Annotated in this window: 10 protein-coding genes; 2 read left to right on the top strand and 8 right to left on the bottom strand. The window is 64.7% G+C overall.

Annotated features, from left to right (window positions below):
- Positions 1-64 precede the first annotated feature (64 nt).
- The 7 genes from NKH21_RS25150 to hutI form a co-directional block, all read right to left on the bottom strand.
- A complete protein-coding gene (locus NKH21_RS25150; protein ID WP_352566279.1) occupies positions 65-1,834 on the bottom strand; it encodes a glucan ABC transporter ATP-binding protein/ permease in 1,770 nt (589 codons plus the stop codon).
- 364 nt (positions 1,835-2,198) lie between these two features.
- Positions 2,199-10,769, bottom strand: a complete 8,571-nt coding sequence (locus NKH21_RS25145) for a glycoside hydrolase family 94 protein (RefSeq protein ID WP_352868130.1) — start codon at positions 10,767-10,769, stop codon at positions 2,199-2,201.
- Between the two features lie 267 nt (positions 10,770-11,036).
- Complete coding sequence (locus NKH21_RS25140; protein WP_352662966.1) at positions 11,037-11,624, bottom strand: HutD/Ves family protein; 588 nt, start codon at positions 11,622-11,624, stop codon at positions 11,037-11,039.
- 8 nt (positions 11,625-11,632) lie between these two features.
- Entirely contained in the window at positions 11,633-13,303 is a 1,671-nt protein-coding gene (gene hutU / locus NKH21_RS25135) for a urocanate hydratase (RefSeq protein ID WP_352868127.1), read from the bottom strand.
- Between the two features lie 30 nt (positions 13,304-13,333).
- Positions 13,334-14,152, bottom strand: a complete 819-nt coding sequence (hutG, locus tag NKH21_RS25130; protein WP_352662972.1) for an N-formylglutamate deformylase — start codon at positions 14,150-14,152, stop codon at positions 13,334-13,336.
- Positions 14,153-14,573: 421 nt separating this feature from the next.
- Positions 14,574-16,109, bottom strand: a complete 1,536-nt coding sequence (gene hutH, locus NKH21_RS25125; protein ID WP_352662974.1) for a histidine ammonia-lyase — start codon at positions 16,107-16,109, stop codon at positions 14,574-14,576.
- Positions 16,106-17,356, bottom strand: a complete 1,251-nt coding sequence (hutI, locus tag NKH21_RS25120) for an imidazolonepropionase (RefSeq protein ID WP_352868123.1) — start codon at positions 17,354-17,356, stop codon at positions 16,106-16,108. The genes hutH and hutI overlap by 4 nt, the downstream gene beginning before the upstream one ends.
- 98 nt (positions 17,357-17,454) lie before the next feature.
- On the opposite strand from hutI, the gene NKH21_RS25115 reads away from it, so the two are divergent.
- Both NKH21_RS25115 and hutC read left to right on the top strand, forming a co-directional pair.
- Positions 17,455-18,807 (top strand): formimidoylglutamate deiminase, encoded by a 1,353-nt coding sequence (locus NKH21_RS25115; protein ID WP_352868120.1) that lies wholly within the window; start codon positions 17,455-17,457, stop codon positions 18,805-18,807.
- A complete protein-coding gene (gene hutC, locus NKH21_RS25110; protein ID WP_352662983.1) occupies positions 18,804-19,565 on the top strand; it encodes a histidine utilization transcriptional repressor HutC in 762 nt (253 codons plus the stop codon). The genes NKH21_RS25115 and hutC overlap by 4 nt, the downstream gene beginning before the upstream one ends.
- A 175-nt stretch (positions 19,566-19,740) precedes the next feature.
- Here the strand turns inward: hutC and NKH21_RS25105 are convergent, their stop codons facing one another.
- Complete coding sequence (locus tag NKH21_RS25105; protein ID WP_023674415.1) at positions 19,741-20,085, bottom strand: RidA family protein; 345 nt, start codon at positions 20,083-20,085, stop codon at positions 19,741-19,743.
- Positions 20,086-20,188 lie beyond the last annotated feature (103 nt).

Raw genomic sequence — 20,188 nt, 5'->3', positions numbered from 1 at the left:
GGGCCCCCCCCCAGCCCGGCGCGCGACCGCGTCCCCCGGCTCTCGCTCCTCCCGGCCCCGCCGCTCAGGCGGCTTCGTTCACCGGACGGCTGAGGCGGCGGACCTCCTCGTCGTTGAGCAGGCCGCCGGCGCGCAGCAGGCTGGCGAAGCGGCCGTTGCGCAGCGACAGTTCGGTGAACCCGCCCATCTCGACCACCCGACCCTTGTCCATGAACACGACCAGATCGGCGTCGCGAACGGTGGTCAAGCGGTGGGCGATGATGAAGGTGGTGCGGCCGCGCCGCAGCTCATCGATGGCGTCCTTGACGCGATCTTCCGTCTCGACGTCGAGCGCGCTGGTCGCCTCGTCGAGAACCAGGATGGGCGCGTCCTTCAGCACGGCGCGGGCGATCGCGATGCGCTGGCGCTCGCCACCGGACAGCTGTCCGCCGCGTTCGCCGACGACCGTGTCGTAGCCCTCGCATTTCGACAGGATGAAATCCTGGGCGGCGGCCGCATTGGCCGCAGCATGGACCTCGTCATAGGTCGCCTCCGCACGGCCGACGCGGATGTTGTCCTCGATCGAGCGGTTGAGCAGGCCGGCATCCTGGAACACGGTGGCGATCGAATGGCGCAGCGATTTGCGGGTCACCGTACGGGTGTCGATGCCGTCGATCAGGATACGGCCGCTGGACGGGGTGAAGACGCGCTGCAAAAGGTTGATGAGCGTGGTCTTGCCGGCGCCCGTCGGGCCGACGATGGCGACGGTCTGGCCGGCCTGGACCTCGAACGACGCGTCGTCGACGCCCTGCCCGGAATTGCCGAACTCGAAGCAGACATTCTCGAAACGCACATGACCGGTGACGTTGACAAGCTCGCGCAGCCCGTCGGGCTCGGCGGCATCGGAAGCGGAGTCCTCGAGATGGTAGAATTCCTCGAGCTTGGCGCGTGCCTCGGAAATCTGGTTGGCGAAAGCCGACATCTGGTCGAGCCGGGCAATCAGCAGCGTGGCAAAGCCGGTAAAGGCGATGACGTCGCCGATGCGCAACTGGCCGTGCGTCACCAGATAGGCGCCAATCAAGAGCACCACCATCATCGAAATCGTCGACGACAGGCGGTGCAGCGCGTTGGCCATCGCCCACCAGTCGAGCACGGGATTCTGCGCGTCGAGCAGGTTCTTGACGTAGCGCTTCAGCGCCTCGGTCTCATGGCCGATGCGGTTGTAGCTCTGCAGGACGGCGACGTTGCTGACCGAGTCGGTCACATGCGCAAACACCTTGTGGTAATGCCGTTCCACGGCCGCCTGGCCTTCCTTGGTGCGCCGCATCACCAGCCGTCCGATGCCGACATAGAGCGCGCCAAGCGCCAGCAGCACCATCGACATGCGGATATCCATGCTGAGCGCCGTGGGCACCAGCAGAACCAGCGCAACCGCGGTCGACAGATGCTGCCGCATGAATTCCAGCCAGAGGCTGAACAAGGTCTCGACCGCGCGCAGGAGCGTGTGCAGGGAATTGGAGGTGCCGCGCTGATGATGCCAGGCAAGCGGCATGGTGATCACGCGCTCGAACGACTGGCAAAGAACCTCGCTGCGCCGCTGGTGGGCAAAGCGGTCGGCGCCGCGCGCCACCAGCACGAAGGCGATGATGTTGAACGCGCCGAGGCCGGCCCACATTGCGAGCGTCGCGAATACCGAGCCGCGGTCCGAAATGGCGTCGATCACCCGGCCGAACATGATCGGCTCGAGAATGGCGATAATGGCAAGCGCGACATTCGCCCCGCAGATAAACGCAACGCGTTTCCTGTCGGCAGCGAGATAACCAAGGGCTCGCCAGTAGATTTGCAGAAGTGACACTTCAGCTACTCCGCCAATTATTTATGGTGCAGTGCATCATTTTTTGACTCGTATCGGTTGACGCGTCGCAAAACAATGCTCGTCTAGCTCTTCCGTTCCCATTCGGCGAACAAAAGATGACGACGCTTCGAAATTTGCCGTGATCGTCTAACAGTTTGAGATAAAAGGTGAAATGTCAGCGTTGCGGCAAAATCATGGCAGCTGGAAAGCACTGCCACAATTTTAATCAGCAAGACCCTGGGCACGCCGTCTAAAGTCGTGTGCAGGCATTCAGCAAGGTCAAACGCAAATATAACCGGTAGAGGCACTTGGAGCGCCCGTGCGTGCCCTGGGGAACCCTGAGCGACGCTCCAAGTCCTTGAATCTAGGCCGGTATTCTGACGACCACCTCGGCACTATCTCCGGCTTTTGGCTCGAAGGACGAAGATTTGGTCTTCGTGCCGTTCACTTCAAGTGAGATGGCCCGGGCCTTTTTGTCGCGGACGACGCGTACTTTGATCTCGGCGCCCAGCATCTTCAGGGTTGCCGAATAGCCGTCCCAATGGCTGGGAAGTCTCGGCGTGAACTGGAGGCGCTGTCCGCGGCGCTCTATGCCGAGAATGCTCTCGACCGCAGCGCGATAAAGCCAGCCCGCCGACCCGGTATACCAGGTCCAGCCGCCGCGGCCGCCCTTGTCTTGCTCGGAATAAACATCGGCCGCGACGACGTAAGGTTCCACCCGGTAGCGCTCTGCCGCGGCTTCGTCGAGCGCATGGTTGACCGGATTGAGCATCGAAAGGCAACGGTAGGCATCGTCGGTGCGACCCATCTCGGCGAGCGCAATGACGAACCATGTCGCCGCGTGCGTGTATTGGCCGCCGTTTTCACGGACGCCCGGCGGATAGCTCTTGATGTAGCCCGGGTCCTTTTCCGTCTTCGAGAAGGGCGGGGTGAACAGTTTGACGATCTTGAGCTCGTCGTCGACGAGCGCTTTCATCGCCTGCCCCATTGCAGTCGTCGACCGCGCCGGGTCGCCCTCGCCCGAAAGCACGCTCCAGGACTGGGCGATCGAGTCGATCTTGCACTCGTCCGATTTGCGCGAGCCGAGCGGCGTGCCGTCGTCGAAGCTGCCGCGCCGATACCACTCGCCATCCCAGGCGGTGCTTTCCAGCGCCCGCTTCAGCACCTCGGCGTGCTTTGTCCAGGCTTGCACGCGCTTGGCATCGCGCTCCGCCTTGGCGACAGCGGCAAAGTCGCCGAGCGTCTTCAGCAGGAACCAGCCCAGCCACACGCTCTCGCCCTTGCCATGCTCGCCGACGCGGTTCATGCCGTCGTTCCAGTCGCCGCCGAGGATCAGCGGCAGCCCGGCTGGGCTGCTGCGCTTGACGGCAAGATCGAGCGCCCGCGCGCAATGGTCGTAGAGCGAGGCTGTCTTCTTCGAGATTTCCGGGATGAAGAAAGCATCGTGCTCGCCTTCGCCCAGCGCCTGCCCTTCGATGAAGGGCAGTTGCTCCTTCAGGATCGCGGTGTCGCCTGTCACCAGCAGGTAGCGGGCCGTGGCGTGGGCCAGCCAGACCACGTCGTCCGAGATCATGGTGCGGACGCCGGCCTCGGTGCGCGGCAGCCACCAATGCTGCACATCGCCTTCGGGGAATTGCCGCCGCGCCGCGTTGAGGATCTGATCGCGCGCCAGCTTGGGGTCATGCGCCAGCAAGGCCAACGTATCCTGCAACTGATCGCGGAAGCCGAAGGCACCGCTCGCCTGATAGAACGCAGAGCGAGCTCGGATGCGGCAGGCCAGGCTCTGATAGGGCAGCCAGTGATTGACCATGGCGTCGAGTGCCTTGTCCGGCGTCTCGACCTGGATGGTGTCGAGAAAGCCGCGCCATGTGCGCTCGTTGTCGGCCAGCCGCTGATCGAAATCCCTGGAGCGATGGGTCTGCACCAGCGCGCTGGCCTCCTCGGGCGAGGCCGCATCGCCGAGCAGCCAGAGCAGCGTGACGTCGCCACCGGCAGCGATGTCGATGTCGCGTGCGATGGCCGCGCAGGGATCGTCGCCGGCCTCGACGCGGCCCGACAGGCCGGTGCCGCTCAGCACGGCATGCGGAAACTCGCTCGTGCCTTGCCTGCCGATGAACTCGCCGCGATCGGCGGTGACCGAATGCACCGCACCGTCGGCGGCCAGAAAGGCGATCCGCTCGCCGAAATCGAGCCCATAGGGATTTTGCGCCAGCAATGCGCCGGTTGCGGCATCCCTCGACGGAACGATGCTTGCAGCGGTGCGCGAGCGATGGCCGCCAAGAACCCATTCCGCATAGGCATAGATACGCAGCCGCATCGACACCGAACCCGAATTCTGGATGCGCAGCCGCGATATCTTCACCGGATCGACGGGATCGACAACATGGGTCAGGTCCATCGACAGCGGCCCGCGTTTTGAACGGAACGTCGAAAAACCCTGCCCGTGCCAGGTTTCGTAGGTCATTGTCGGATCACGCACCACGGCAGCCATTGGCGAGAACGCCCTGCCACTGGCATGATCGTAGATATAGATGCCCTCGCCCGGCCGGTTGGTGACCGGATCGTTCGACCATGGCGTCAACTGATAGTCGCGGCTGTTGCGGCTCCAGGTGAAGGCAGCGCCTTCAGCCGAAATGTGGAACCCGAACGACGGGTTGGAGATGACGTTGATCCACGGCTGCGGCGTCGTGCGCCGGCCGGCAAGACGCACGACGTAGTGGCGTCCGTCCCCGTCGAAGCCGCCGAAACCGTTCCATTGGTCGAGCCCGCTGCCGTCGACGCGGCCCTCGATCAGTGCCTGGGCGGCAGATGCTTGCGACGTCGGCACCGGCAAGGACGGCTCGCGAAGCGCTGCAAGGTCTGCCGGCTGGAGGGCGGCGTCCCGCGCCTGCAGTGCCGCGGCCTCGGCGCGCTCGATCTGGTCGAAGATGGTGCCGTTGCGCGTATGCAGCACCACCCGGGCGACGGCGAGCAAGGTCCTGTAGGTCGTTTCCTCCATCAGATCGCGGCGCACCGCGAAAATGTGCTGGCGGGGTCCGAGCTCCTTGCCGCGCAACCGGCTGTTTTCGCACAGCGTCTCGACCGCGCGCTGCAGGTCCTGCACGTAGGATGACGCCTGCTCGTTGACGACGACAAAATCGATCATCATGCCGCGAGCGCGCATGTATTCCTGGAAGCGAAGCGCCTGGGCGACGATCTCCAGATCGGCGACATCGGCGATCCTGACCAGGAAAATCGGAAAATCGCCGGATATGCTGGTCGGCCACAGGCTGGACTGCCTGCCGAGCCCGGAAACGATGGATTCGCCGGGAAGGCGCAGGAACGGATCGGGATAGATCAGATAGCGCGCCAGCTTCTGCACATTGGCGGCGTCGGACAGGCTGAGGCCAAGGTGCCGGGTCTGCACCTGCGAGCGCGTCCAGGCGAGCATCGCCTGGCGGGCGAAGCTTTCGGGATGGTCGAGCCGTGCGATGGCGGCATCCAATTCGGCGCGATGGGTACCAACGACGGTCCAGAAGGTCAGCGAAATCTTCTTGTTGGCCGGCACGCGCACCTGCCGGCGAAGCGATGCGATCGGATCCAGGGTGAATCCGGAATGGCCGCCAAGCTTGGCGCCGGGATCAAAGGCAGCCGCCTCGGTGATGGTGCGGCCGCGGCCGATGAAAGCGCGCCTGTCGGTTTCCGCCTCGGCGTCGCGCGCCGATCCAGACGGGTCGGTGACGAAATGCACCATGGTGACGTCGGGTTCGTCCTTCTCGCGCTTGCGCCTGGTGGCGAAGATCGCGCCGTTGTTCGACGCGATCTCGGTCTCCACGAACATCTTCGAAAAGGCAGGATGGGCATTGTCCGAGGGCTCGGAGCCCAGCACCAGTTCGGCAAACGAGGTTACTTCGATATGCCGGTCGGCGGGGCCATCATTGTGGAGCGTCACCCGTCGGCCCTCACCATTGCCTTCCGAGATGACGATACACTCGACTTCCGAACGCAGCGATCCGATCGATTTGACGAAGCTCGCCTTGTCGTCGGAAAACAGCGTCTGCGCACGCTCGCCGGCGGCGCGCTTCGGCTCGGCGGTGGCCGACCACCAGTCGCCGTTGCTGGCGTCGCGCAGGAAAATATAGGAACCAAGGCGGTCCTCGGTCGGATCCGGCTGCCAGCGCGTGACGGCAAGTTCGCCCAAGCGGCTGTAGCCGGACCCGGTGGCGGTGACCATGACCGAGTAGCGGCCATTGGACATGACACTGGTCGAGCGCAGCGCCCTGATCGGATCGAGCACGATGCGCGTATCCGGGCTTTCCAGCTCGGTCTCGTCCTTCGAGCGCTCGTCGGCCTCGGTCCTGACGGTCGCGGTCGGGATGTCGCGCGGCGCCCTTTCCTGCAGCAGCAATTCGGCCGACTCGATCACCGGATCGCTGTGGAAGCGGTCGCGCAGGCGCCCTTCGAAGATCGCATCGGCAACGGCGGCAATCGACATGCCGGAGTGGTGGGCCATGTAGTTGAGCACGACGGCGTGGTCGGTGCCCTCAGGGACGCGTTGCGGCGTGAAATCCACCGCGTCGTAAAAGCCGTGCCGGCCCAGCGCGCCCAGCCGCCTCAGCCTGGCCAGGTTCTGCACGGATTCATGCGGCGTGAACTGCGCTGCCAGCACGGTCGCGTAAGGCGCGATCACCGTATTTTGGCCAAGGCCGCGCTTCAGGCCGAGCCCGGGCACGCCGAAATTGGTGTACTGATAGGTCAGCTCGCGGTCGCGGGCGTTGTAGGCCGCTTCCGAAATCCCCCAGGGAACGTTCTTCGAACGGCCGTACTGGATCTGGCGCTTGATGATCAGCTTGCTGGTCTGGTTGAGAATGCTGCCTTGCGGCTCCTTCATCACCAGCGGCGGCATCAGATATTCGAACATCGAGCCGGACCAGGACATCAGTGCGCCCTGGAAGCCGATCTCGACGATCGGCCGGCCGAGCCGGAACCAGTGCTCGGTCGGCAAATCGCCCTTGGCGATGGCGAACAGGCTGGTCAGCCGCGCCTCGGAGGCCAAAAGGTCGTAGCAGCTTTCGTCGAGCTGATGCTCCTCGACCCGGTAACCGATCGACAGGAGCTTCCGTTCGGGCCGCATCAGGAACGAGAAATCCATCTCGAAGGCGAAACGGCGCGTGCGCTCGCGCAAGGTCAGAAGCTTGGCCCGCAATGCCGCGACGGCGTTTTCGTCGCTGTGCGCGTCGTGCACATGGGCCTCGCAGGTGGCTTCGAGCCTGGCCGCCCAATCGGCGATGGTGTCGCTCTGGGTCGATGCGGCTTCGGTGTGGATGGCTGTTGCGAGCTTGCGTATCTCGCCGGCCAGGACGGCCAGATTGATCGTGCGGATCGACGCCATCTCCGGCTGCGCCTTGATCAATTCGACCGCCCGCCGCATGCCGTCGAGACGGTCGGCGAGCCGCTGGCGCAAGGGCCGCAATTGACGCCGGTCGTCGGGCAGTTCCTCAAGGCTTTCGTCGAGGATGGTGACGGTGTCGAGGATGCCTTCGAAGTCGCCCTGCACATGCACCGACGGCGCTTCGGCCCATTCGGCGCAGGCAGCAGCCACGGCCACCAGATGGCCGGCGAGATTGCCGCTGTCGACGGCAGAAATGTAAAGCGGGTAGAGCGGCTTCAGGGTCGTCGTGTCGTACCAGTTGAAGAGATGGCCGCGGTCGCGCGGCATGCTCTCGATGGTCGACATGGTCGCGTCGATGCGGTTGACGGCGTCGGAGAGGCTGATCCAGCCGAAATCGCGTGCCGAAATCACCGACAGCAGGTAGACGCCGATATTGGTCGGCGAGGTGCGGGGCGCCACTACGGGTGCCGGGCTTTCCTGGAAATTGTCCGGCGGCAGATGGTGATGCTCGGCCGTCACGAAGGTCTCGAAATAGTGCCATGTACGCCGCGCCACGGTGCGCAGCGCGTGGATGTCGGCGGCAGATATGCGCAGGCGGTCCTCGGTTTCGGCCGAACGGCTGATCCAGCAGGCGATGGCGGGCGAGCCGATCCAGAACAAGGCAAAGAAGAAGGCGACGAAGGCGCCGGTGGAATCGGCCAGCACCGGGACGGCGAGGCCGACGACGCCGATGATCACCGCACCGTACATGATGCTGTAATAGGAGCCGAGATCGTTGTCGCCGCCCTTGTGTGCCTGCGAGGCGGTGCGCCATTCGAGCAGGTTCTGGCGGCTGACGAACAGGCGGTAGAGCGTGCGGATGATTGCGTCGCCCATCATCCAGGCAAGATGCGCCATCAGCACGATCTTCAGCGCCACCAGGGCGGTACCGAAGGCAACGTCGCGCGCCAGCGCCGAGAAATGGCCGCGCGGCGTCTGATCGCCGCTCTTCGGCAGGATGGCGTTGACGATGTCGAAAGTGGGCGCCATGAACAGCGTAAGGATCAGCAGCGCCTGCCATTGCGCGGCCTGCGTGAAGGGCAGCAGCGTCCAGCCGGCGATCGCGGCCATCATCCAGAAGATCGGCGTCACCGAGCGGCGCAGATTGTCCACCATCTTCCAGCGCGACAGCGCAGGCACATTTGAGCGCGGGCCGAGGATGAATCCCAGAAGCTGCCAGTCGCCGCGTGCCCAGCGATGGTGGCGCGACGCGTCGACCGAATAGCGGGTGGGATAGTCCTCGACCAGTTCGACGTCGGTGACCAAAGCCGAGCGCGCCAGCGCCCCTTCGAGCAGATCGTGGCTGAGGATGGTGTTTTCCTCGATGCGGCCCTTCAGTGCCGCCTCGAAGGCGTCGACATGGTAGAGACCCTTGCCGGTGAAGGAACCGTCGCCGAAGATGTCCTGGTAGAGATCCGACACGGCAAAGACGTACGGATCGAGCCCGCGATTGGCGGAAAAGACACGCTGAAAGAACGACGCCTCGTCGCCACTGGTCAGCGACGCGGTGATGCGCGGCTGCAGGATGGAATAGCCTGCGATGACCTCGCGCCGGGCCACGTCGAAATGCGGACGGTTGAGCGGGTGGCAAAGCTTGCCGGCCAGCGCAGCGACGGCGTCGCGGGTGGTGCGGGTGTCGGCGTCCAGCGTCATCACGTGGACGACGCTCTCCGGCAATGGCACTTCCAGCGGCAGGAAGGTGGTGTCGCTGTCGCCGCGCAGCAGAAGGTTCAATTCGTGCAGCTTGCCGCGCTTGCGCTCCCAGCCCATCCAGACGCCTTGCGACGCGTTGTAGAGCCGGCGCCGATGCAGCAGATAAAAGCGCGGCGCGCCTTCCGAGGGATAGCGGGCGTTCAGCCTGGCGATTTCGGCGCGGGCGAATTCGAGGATTTCGACATCCGCCGTATCGATTTCGGTCTTCGAGTCCGGCCAGTCGGAAAGCAGCGCGAAATAGACCTCACCCGCCGTGTTGGCGAGGTGATGCACCTCGATGTTGCGGATGTTCTCCTCGACATCGTCGCGCGAGCCGATCAGCGACGGCACCACCACCAGCGTGCGCGCCTCGGCCGGCACACCGTGCCTGAAATCATAGCCGATGAGACGCGTCGGCTTCAAAAACAGCGAGACGACGGTGTTGAAGAATGCGAGCGCACCTTCGCTGGCTGGCACCGCGAACAGGGCCAGCATCAGGACGATCGACGGCACCGACAGGCCGAGATTGGCAAGCGCATTGCCGGAAACGACCAGAAGCAGGACCGTCAGCGCAAACACCGGCACGACGATGCCCAGCCATCCGGTCTTGCGGAACGTCCGGGTGATCGTCTTGCCGATGGTCGGCCGGTAGCCGATCGACCGCTCGAGCTCCATCCGGCGCGGGCCGACCAGAAAGAAGCCGACGTCGGTGTGAGCGATCGGACCGGTTTCGGAGCCCGGTGCATCGGCAGCATGGCCGGCGAGTTCTATCGCCCTTTCGGCAACGCGAAATTCGGAGAGATCGGAACGGCGTGCCAACTCCTCGATCGCAGTCCGGTACTGGTCGCGCGAAAAGAAATCGAGCGCCGCGAAATCGGTGCGTTCGCGCAGCAAGGTGTCGATGCGGCTGACGCCCTCGAACCACACCGTCCAGTCGATGTCGTTGATGAGGCGCAGGCCGCGGATGATGTTGCCAGTGGTCACGTTGCCGCTGGACAGCGTGTGGTGCTCGCTGAGGATGATCTCCTCGGCGTCGGAGCCGGTCCTTTCCAGCTCGCCCTCCAGCCATTCCAGCGCCCTGCCGGCATTTTGCGAGCCGTCACGCAGCCGGTAGAGCAACTGGGTGGCGAAGGTGGTGTCCTGCGCATGGGCGCTGTAGTGGGAAAGTATCGCCTGCCGGTCGGCGCTGTCGTCCGTCGCCAGCACACGGTCGGCGACCTCGTTGGCGATCTGGCGCAGTTCCCGCGTGCGATTGACGCGGACCGCGATGCGGCGAAGGTTCTCGATCAGGACGAAGCGCAGCAGCGACGGCAGCGCCCATAATTCGCCGATCTTCAGCGGCTCGACGGACTGGAAGCCTTCAACGATCGCCCTGAACATGGCCGACGAGACGGAACTGTCGGAATGCGCCACATAGGTCCATGCGACCGCCAGCGCGCGCGGCACGCTGGATCCGTCGGACAGTTTCAGCGTCGGCAACTGACGGTAGAAGCGGCGCGGCAGGTCGCGCTTGACCTGAAAAATGGTCTCCTCGACCAGGTAATTGTTGTCGAGCAGCCACTGCGCCGCCGGCGTGATCGTTTCGCCCCTCGCCTGGGCAGCGTTGGTGGAACGGTAAACATCGAGAATCTTCCTGGCGCTGTCGCGGATGCGCGCCTGAAAGTCGAAAGGTGTCAGACCGAACAAATCCTTGGCATCGCCATTGGCAAGGGCTGCGCCCAATGCGCGCAGCCGATCTTCCGGCAGGAAATTGGAGCGGATCGGCTCGTCGGTGACAGCCGGAAAGCTGGCGCTCGTCTTTTCGATTTGTGCGAGATTGGTCTGGATATTCATCTAAGGTTCCGTGTTGGGGACGCGGTGCGGCGTCACCGCCACGGCAATGTCCCTAAAACCGGTCCAAATGCAATTGGTTGCATCGCAACACTTGGCCGAATGTTTGTTTCCGCACCACGACAAGGTGTCGTCTTTCGACAAGTTCCAGGCGAGCGCTCCGAGCATCGTTTCGGCTTCTGATCGGCGGAAGATTCAGGCTTTTTCGTGATGCAGCGACCAGCTTACGCGATATTTGGCCGGCATCGCGATCATGTTTGGAAACAGGCGTTAATCGTTGCCGGCAATGCGGTCGATGCGGATCACGAACAGCATCGCCGGCCGGACGGGATGCAGGCGCAGTTCAGGTGCTTGCGGCCCGAGCAACAGCGCATCGAGCGGCCCCAGTTGCACGGACGCTGCGCCGGCCACCCTGAGCTCGCCGTCGACGCACAGGATGAGCGCCGCATCGGCGTCGGCCCGGATCTCCGTCGGAGCCGAAATCAGCAGGCGCTCGACCGTGTGGGCCGCCCGGGCGCGGCGCGTCATGACGTTGAGGTCGGTGATCGGACCGGCGATCAGCGTCGCTTGCGTCGGCACATCGGCTGGAAAGGCAAGCGGTGCGGAAGCCCGGGTGATTTCGACCGGCGGCCGGCCGGCGATGTCGAGGACCATGCCCTCGCCTTCCAGCAAGGCCAAGGTCCGGTCGACGCCGGCGAAGCCGGAGAACGGCCCGCTGCTCTCGACGCGCGCCATCGAGACGCGCCAGTCGAAATCGTCGAGCCCGGCACCTGGCGGCGAGACGGCAATCTCCGTCGTCACCCCGCCACCGTTCTTCCACGGCATCGAGCGGTATTCCGGAGCCCGAAGGATGCGCAAGGCGCGGCTCAGCCCAATATGCCGGGCAGGTTGAGCTGGTTCTCCCGGGCGCACTCGATCGCGATGTCATAGCCGGCATCGGCGTGGCGCATGACGCCGGTCGCCGGATCGTTCCACAGAACCCGCTCCAGGCGCTTGGCCGCCTCGGGTGTGCCGTCGGCGACGATGACCATGCCGGCATGCTGCGAAAAGCCCATGCCGACGCCGCCGCCATGGTGCAGCGACACCCAGGTGGCGCCGGACGCCGTGTTGAGCAAGGCATTGAGCAACGGCCAGTCGGAGACGGCATCGGAGCCGTCCTTCATCGCCTCCGTCTCGCGGTTCGGCGAGGCGACCGAGCCGGAATCGAGGTGATCGCGGCCGATGACCACCGGCGCCTTCAGTTCGCCCCTGGCGACCATCTCGTTGAAGGCGAGGCCGAGCCGGTGGCGATCGCCAAGCCCAACCCAGCAGATGCGCGCCGGCAGTCCCTGGAAGGCGATACGCTCGCGTGCCATGTCGAGCCAGTTGTGCAGATGGGTGTTGCCGGGCGTGAGTTCGCGCACCTTGGCATCGGTCCTGTAGATATCCTCGGGATCGCCGGAAAGTGCTGCCCAGCGGAACGGGCCGATGCCGCGGCAAAACAGCGGACGGATATAGGCCGGCACGAAACCCGGAAAGGCAAAGGCATTCTCGAACCCCTCCTCCTTTGCCACCTGGCGGATGTTGTTGCCGTAATCGAGCGTCGGCACGCCGGCGTTCCAGAACGCCACCATCGCCTCGACATGCTCGCGCATCGACGCGCGCGCCGCCTTCTCGACCGCCTTCGGGTCGCTGGTGCGCTTCTCGCGCCACTCGGCCAGCGACCAGCCCTTGGGCAGATAGCCGTTGAGCGGGTCATGCGCCGAGGTCTGGTCGGTGACGATGTCGGGGCGCACGCCGCGTCGCACCAGTTCCGGCACGATATCGGCGGTGTTGCCGACCAGGCCGACCGATTTCGCCTCACCGGCTTTGGTCCAGCGCTCGATCTTTTCCAGAGCCTCGTCGAGCGTGTCGGCGCGCTCGTCGACATAGCGGGTGCGCAGCCGGAAATCGATGCGGTCGGGATCGCATTCGACCGCCAGGCAGCAGGCGCCGGCCATGACCGCGGCGAGCGGCTGGGCGCCGCCCATGCCGCCGAGACCGCCGGTCAGGATCCATTTGCCCCTGAGATTGCCGCCATAATGCTGGCGGCCGGCCTCGACGAAGGTCTCGTAGGTGCCCTGCACGATGCCTTGCGTGCCGATGTAGATCCATGAGCCGGCCGTCATCTGGCCGTACATCATCAGGCCCTTTCTATCGAGCTCGTTGAACTTCTCCCATGTCGCCCAGTGCGGCACGAGGTTCGAATTGGCGATCAGCACGCGCGGCGCGTCCGGATGGGTGCGGAACACGCCGACCGGCTTGCCGGATTGCACCAGCAGCGTCTCGTCGTCGCCGAGCGTCTTCAGCGAGGCAACGATGCGGTCGAAATCGTTCCAGGTGCGCGCCGCCCGGCCGATACCGCCATAGACGACCAGCTCGTTGGGGTTTTCGGCAACGTCCGGGTCGAGATTGTTCATCAGCATGCGCAACGGCGCTTCGGTCAGCCAGGTGCGGGCGGTGAGCTCGCTGCCACGCGGGCTGCGCACTTCACGGATGTTGTGGCGAGGATCGGTCATGATTGTCCCTTTCGAATGAGGTGCACCGCATCAGCGCTGGGCCCACGCGATCGCGGTTTCCAGGATCTTTCTCAGCGTAACGCGGATCGGCGCCGCGAATTCGGCGTCGTAAGGCACCGGCCAATTGCCGGGCATGCCCTTGCCTTCGGGCTCGCGCAGATAGCCGCGGTTGGAGAGCTCCATCTGCAGCGCGTGGACGCCGGCTTGCGGCTGGCCGAAATGGCGCGTGATCCAGCCGCCCTTGAAGCGGCCGTTGACGACGAAGCTCTCGCCGGTTTCGGTGAGGATTTGCGTGACGTTCTCCTGCAGCGTTGGATCGGCGCTCTTGCCGTCATTGGTGCCGAGATTGAAGACCGGCAATTTGCCTTCGAAAAGACGCGGCAGCACCGAGCGGATCGAATGGCAGTCATAGACGACGATCTTCCCCTGCAAAGCGCGCAGCCTGTCGATCTCCGCCTGCAGCGCGGCATGATAGGGTACGAAGAATTTTTCGCGGCGTTCGTCGATCTCCGACGGTCCCGGCTCTTCGCCCTCACGGTAGAGCGGATCGCCGTCAAAGGTCTCGGTCGGGCAGAGCCCGGTCGTCGTCTGGCCGGGATAGAGCGAAACGCCCGACGGATCGCGGTTGACGTCGATGACGGTGCGCGAAATCGCCGTATGCACCACCGTCGCACCAAGGCTCTTGGCAAAGTCATAGAGCTTGTCGATCCACCAGTCACAGTCGCGGCGCCCGAGCCAGGGCGAGACCAGTCGGCTGTCGAGGCCGGCGAGGTCGATGCCGGTATGCGGGATCGAAACCAGCAAGGGTGCTGTGCCACGCTTCACAGTGAGCCAGGAGGGTGAGGTCATCGGAAGTCTCCGCGCGACAGAACGCGACCTTGCAATTGTCCGTGAACACCGACCTCGCTTTTTGCCGGCCGTGTCGTATTTTGTTCTTGCTTTGTGCCGGCAGCTATGCTACTAATTTCGGTATGGTGCTGATTCGGCCCCACGACCCGCCTTCGAGGCGGGTTTTTTGTTCCTGACCTTGAAAGTTTCGGTGTTGCCGGGCTGAGGTTGGCGGGACAGCGCCCCCCTCTGTCCTGCCGGACATCTCCCCCTCTAGTGGGGAGATTGGCGGTCACGACTGCTTTCGCCAATCTCCAACGTTGCAGTAATGAACGCAGGACCGCAGCTGCCAATCTCCCCCCTGGAGGGGGAGATGTCCGGCAGGACAGAGGGGGGCGCGACGGAACACGACCCGTGCCGGCGTAACGCAGCGACGACGGCTTCACGACGTCACCCCCGGCAGCCTTACCGCGCTTGCCGCTTCCACCGCCGCGCCGTTGCGTACCATGGCGATGGCCTTCTCCATGTCGGGGTGGAAGTGCCGGTCGTTGTCGAGATGCGGCACCTCTGCCCTGACCAGCCGGCGCACCGCCTCCAGTGCCGCGCTCGAGGCCAGTGGCGCATGGAAATCGCAGCCCTGCGCGGCGGCCAGCAATTCGATGCCGATGACGGCCGTCGCATTCTCGACCATGCCGATGAGCCGGCGCGCGCCATGCGCCGCCATCGAAACGTGGTCTTCCTGGTTGGCCGAGGTCGGGATCGAATCGACGCTGGCCGGATAGGCCTTTTGCTTGTTTTCAGAAACCAGTGCCGCGGCCGTCACCTGAGGGATCATGAAACCGGAATTCAGACCCGGCTTGGGTGTCAGAAAGGCCGGCATGCCGGACAGCGCCGGGTCGACCAGCATGGCGATGCGCCTTTCCGACAACGAGCCGATCTCGCAGACGGCAAGCGCGATCATGTCGGCGGCGAAGGCGACCGGCTCGGCGTGGAAATTGCCGCCCGAAAGTGCTGAGTCATCCTCGGCAAAGATCAGAGGATTGTCGGTGACGCCGTTGGCCTCGGTGGCGAGCGTGTCGGCGGCCTTGCGGAGCACGTCGAGCGCTGCGCCCATTACCTGCGGCTGGCAGCGCAGGCAGTAGGGATCCTGCACGCGCTCGTCGCCGACGCGGTGCGATTCACGGATGGCGCTGCCGGCCATCAAATTGCGCAACGCCTCGGCCGTCTCGATCTGGCCGCGATGTTTCCGGAGCAGATGGATACGGGGGTCGAACGGCGCGTCCGAACCCTTGGCGGCATCGGTCGACAGCGCGCCGGCGACCAGTGCCGACTGGTAGAGCACTTCCGCCTCGAACAAAGCCGCCAGCGCATAGGCGGTCGAAAACTGGGTGCCGTTGAGCAGCGCCAGGCCTTCCTTGGCGCCCAATATCACCGGCTCCAGGCCGTGCGAAACGAAGGCGACCTTGGCGGGAAAGCGGCCATGCGGGGTAAAGCATTCGCCGACGCCGATCATCACCGCGGTCATGTGCGACAGCGGCGCAAGGTCGCCGGAAGCGCCGACCGAGCCTTGCGCCGGCACCACGGGGATAACGTCGTTGGCCAGCATCGCCTCGAGCAGTTCGATGGTCCGCGGCCGCACGCCGGAGGCGCCCTGGGCCAGGCTGGCCAGCTTCAGCGCCATCATCAGCCGGCAAATTGCGACGGGCATCGGCTCGCCGACGCCGGCGGCATGCGACAGCACGATGTTTCGTTGCAACGTTTCCAGATCGGCGGCGGGGATGCGGACGCTGGCCAGCTTGCCGAAGCCGGTATTGATGCCATAGACCGGCTCGCCCTTGGCAACGATCCTGGCGACGGCCTCGGCGCTGGCCTTGATCTTCGGCCGGCAGGCATCGTCGAGCCTCAGTGCGGCGCCGCGATAGATGGCGCGCCAATCGGCCAGCGTGGCATTGCCTGGCCTTAGCTTGAGTTCGGTCATTGTCCCCTCCAGATGCGGGCATGCAGCGGGTTGAAGCCCATGCGGTAGACGAGTTCGGCCGGGCGCTCGACGTTCCAGATCGCCAGATCGGCGGATTTTCCGGCCTCCAGCGTGCCGGTCTGTCCAAGCAGCCCGAGCGCGCGGGCAGCCTCGCGGGTGACGCCGGCAAGGCATTCATCGACGGTCAGGCCGAACAACGTCGCGGCCATGTTCATGGTCAGCAGCAGCGAGGTCAGCGGCGACGTGCCGGGATTGTTGTCGGTGGCAACGGCCATCCTGACGCCATGCTGGCGAAACAGGGCGATCGGCGGCTTCTTGGTCTCGCGGATGAAGTAGTAGGCGCCGGGCAAGATGGTCGCCACGGTTCCGGCCTTCGCCATCGCCGCCGCACCGGCCTCGTCGGTATATTCGAGATGGTCGGCCGATAACGCATCATAGCGCGCCGCAAGTTGGGCGCCGTGCAGATTGGACAGCTGGTCCGCATGAAGCTTGACCGGCAGGCCGGCCGCCTTGGCCGCATCGAACACGCGGGCGATCTGCTCCGGCCAAAAGGCGATGCCTTCGCAAAAACCATCGACGGCATTGGCCAGGCCCTCGGCAGCGACGGCCGGCAAAATCTGCTTTGCAACAAGATCGATAAAGGCGTCCTTGTCACCTTTTGCTTCGGGCGGCAGCGCATGAGCGCCTAGGAAAGTGGTCCTGACCGTCACCGGCCGCTCATCGCCCAGCCGTCGCGCGGCGCGCAGCGACTTCTTCTCGTTTTCGAGGTCGAGGCCGTAGCCGGATTTGATCTCGACGGTGGTGACGCCTTCGGCAATCAGCGCATCGAGGCGCGGCAACGACTGGGCGACCAGTTCGTCCTCGTTCGCCGCGCGCAATGCCTTGACCGAGGAAACGATGCCGCCGCCGGCCTTGGCAACCTCCTCATAGCTGGCGCCGGCCAGCCGCATCTCGAATTCATTGGCACGGTTGCCGGCATGGACCAGATGGGTGTGGCAGTCGATCAGGCCGGGCGTGATCCAGCGGCCTTCGCAGTCGGTCGCCTCGGCGTCTTTACCAAGTGCTCTGGGGCGGAGTGCTGCCGGCATGTCGGCTTCCGGCCCGGCATAGACGATCCGGCCGTTGCGCACGGCGATTGCACCGTGCTCGACGACGCCTAACCCGGCGCTGCTTTCGGCCATGGTCGCGAGGCGCGCATTGCGCCAGAGGCGAACCTCCCCTGCCCGGCTTTTGCTCTCTGCAGCCATCATCTTTTCCGTTTCAATCGGTGATGATTATGTATATACATATCAAAAGGCACTGCAAGCGCTATCATCGCATGGCAGGCCGGGATTTGGAGAAAAACGTGACGGCAATCTTTGCGGAACAGGCACTTCTGCCCGACGGCTGGCACAGTAATGTGCGGATCGTCATCTCCGACGGCAGGATCGCCACGGTCGAGGCGAATACCTCGCTCCTGCCTGGCGACGAGCGCCATGCCATCCTTTTGTCCGGCATGCCGAACCTGCACAGCCACGCCTTCCAGCGCGGCATGGCCGGCCTTGCCGAATTGCGCGGGCCCTCCGCCGACAGTTTCTGGAGCTGGCGCGAGGTGATGTACCGTTTCGCGCTGTCGATGACGCCGGACCAGGTCGAGGCGGTCGCGGCCCAGCTCTATGTCGAGATGCTGGAGGCCGGGTTCTCGCGCGTCGGCGAGTTTCACTATTTACACCACGACCGTGACGGCCGGCCCTATGCCAATATTGCCGAGATGGCGGAGCGCACCGTTGCTGCAGCCGCCGAGACAGGCATCGAGCTGACTTTGCTGCCCGTGTTCTACGCGCATTCCTCTTTCGGCGGCGCTGCGCCAAATGAAGGCCAGCGGCGGTTCATCAACTATGTGAATCAGTTCTCGCGACTTGTTGAGAAAAGCCGCGAATCCATTCGCGCGCTGAATCAAGGCGTCGTCGGCGTCGCCCCGCACAGCCTGCGCGCCGTGACGCCGGGGGAACTGCAGATCATCACGGCGATGGCGCCGGAGGGGCCGATCCACATCCATATCGCCGAGCAGATGAAGGAGGTCGAGGATTGTCTTGCCTGGTCCGGGGCGCGGCCGGTCGAATGGCTGCTTGCCAACGCCAACGTCGACCAGCGCTGGTGCCTGATCCACGCTACCCACATGACCGAAGCCGAGACGATCCAGATGGCGAAAAGCGGCGCCGTTGCCGGCCTCTGCCCGATCACTGAGGCCAATCTCGGCGACGGCACCTTTGCCGCGCCGCTGTTCATGCAGCATGGCGGCCGCTTTGGCATCGGCTCGGATTCAAACGTACTGATCGGCCTGCCGGACGAGTTGCGGCAACTCGAATATTCGCAACGCCTCGCCCACCGCGCCCGCAATGTTCTGGCGGTGGCCGGCGGCTCGACCGGTCGCGCGTTGTTCGATGCTGCGCTCGATGGTGGCAGTGCCGCGCTGGGCGCCGGCGCTTCGCAGATCGCCGCAGGTGCCTCGGCCGATTTCGTCTCGCTCGACGGCAAGCATCCATCGCTGGCCGGCAAGACGGGCGATGCAATCCTTGACGCCTGGATTTTTGCCAACGGCACCAAGGTCGATTGCGTCTGGGTGCATGGCAGGAAACTGGTCAGCGACGGCATGCATGCGAAGCGCGATGCCATTGCCGAGCGGTTCCGCAAGGTCATGACGGCGCTTTCGGCATGAGCATGATCGGGATAATAAGCGCGGATTCTGGAAGCGCGGATGGCGGCGAGGTTCTTTCGCTGCACCAGCGCATCCTGTCGGACATCAGCGAACGGATCCTGTCCGGTGCCTGGGCGCCCGGCCACCGCATTCCGTTCGAGCATGAACTGACGGCCGAATACAATTGTTCGCGCATGACGGTGAACAAGGCGCTGTCACAACTGGCCAAGGCCGGGCTGATCGAGCGCCGGCGTCGCTCCGGCAGTTTTGTCCGCCGGCCGCAGTCGCAGGCGGCCGTTCTCGAAATCCACGACATCCGGATTGAGGTCGAGGCGCTTGGCCTGCCCTACCGCTATGAGCGCATGGCGCGAAGCAGAAGGCGCAGCAGCGCCGACGACCGCGCCCTGCTGGAACTCGACGTCGCCGGGCCGGTGCTGGTGCTGGAATGCCGGCATTTCGCCGGCAACCGGCCGTTCGCCCACGAGCAGCGGCTGATCAACCTGTCTGCCGTGCCGGAGGCCGCCGAAGAGGCGTTTTTCGACACCGCGCCCGGTCCGTGGCTGATCGGGCGCGTCCCGTGGAGTGCCGCCGAGCATCGCATCCGCGCCGTTGCCGCCGAAAGGTCTATCGCCGCGGCGCTCGACATCGAGACCGGCGCGCCGTGCCTGGTGATCGAGCGGCGGACATGGAGCGCCGAGCACCCGGTCACCCACGTCCGGTTCACCTACGCGGCAGAGAACCACACGCTGGTGGCGCGGTTCACGCCGTCGCAGGGGTGAGCTCCTAACCCTCCCCCTTGAGGGGAGGGTCGCGGAGCAAATTGCCGCACGGCGGCATTTTGTGACGCGGGGTGGGGTCGGAGCAACCTCGCCGACCCCACCCCGTCTCGAGTCTCCGCTTCGCTTCGACTACTCGCCGACCCTCCCCTCGAGGGGGAGGGTTAGAGCCGCATTCTCAAATCGCCGCAGTAACAATAATCTCGACCAGATATTCCGGTCCGGCAAGCTTGGCTTCGCCGGTGGCGCGGGCCGGCGTGTTGCCCTGTGGTACCCACTTGTCCCACTCCGCGTTCATCTCGGCGAAGGTGCTCATGTCGGCCAGCCAGATGATCGCCTGCAGGATCTTGGTCTTGTCGGTGCCGGCCTTGGCCAGCAATTCGTCGATCGCCGCTAGAATGTCCCTGGTCTGGGCGCCGACGTTTCCGCCCGGCTTGCCGACCTGACCGGCCAGATAGACGGTGTTGCCGTGGATGACGATCTGGCTCATGCGCGGGCCTACATCGATACGACGAATGCTCATTGGATATTCCTTCTCCTCTTGTCAGCTGCGCCTGTTTAGGGGCCGGGTTCGCCGGGAGCAAGGTCGCTCGAGCGGAACTTCTTGAGCCAAGCCAAAGCACACA

Source organism: Mesorhizobium sp. M1329 (genome assembly GCF_040318035.1).
In the GTDB taxonomy this organism is placed as follows: Bacteria; Pseudomonadota; Alphaproteobacteria; order Rhizobiales; family Rhizobiaceae; genus Mesorhizobium.
Note: the sequence above shows the minus strand (reverse complement) of the source record. Positions and strands in the feature narration are given on the sequence as shown.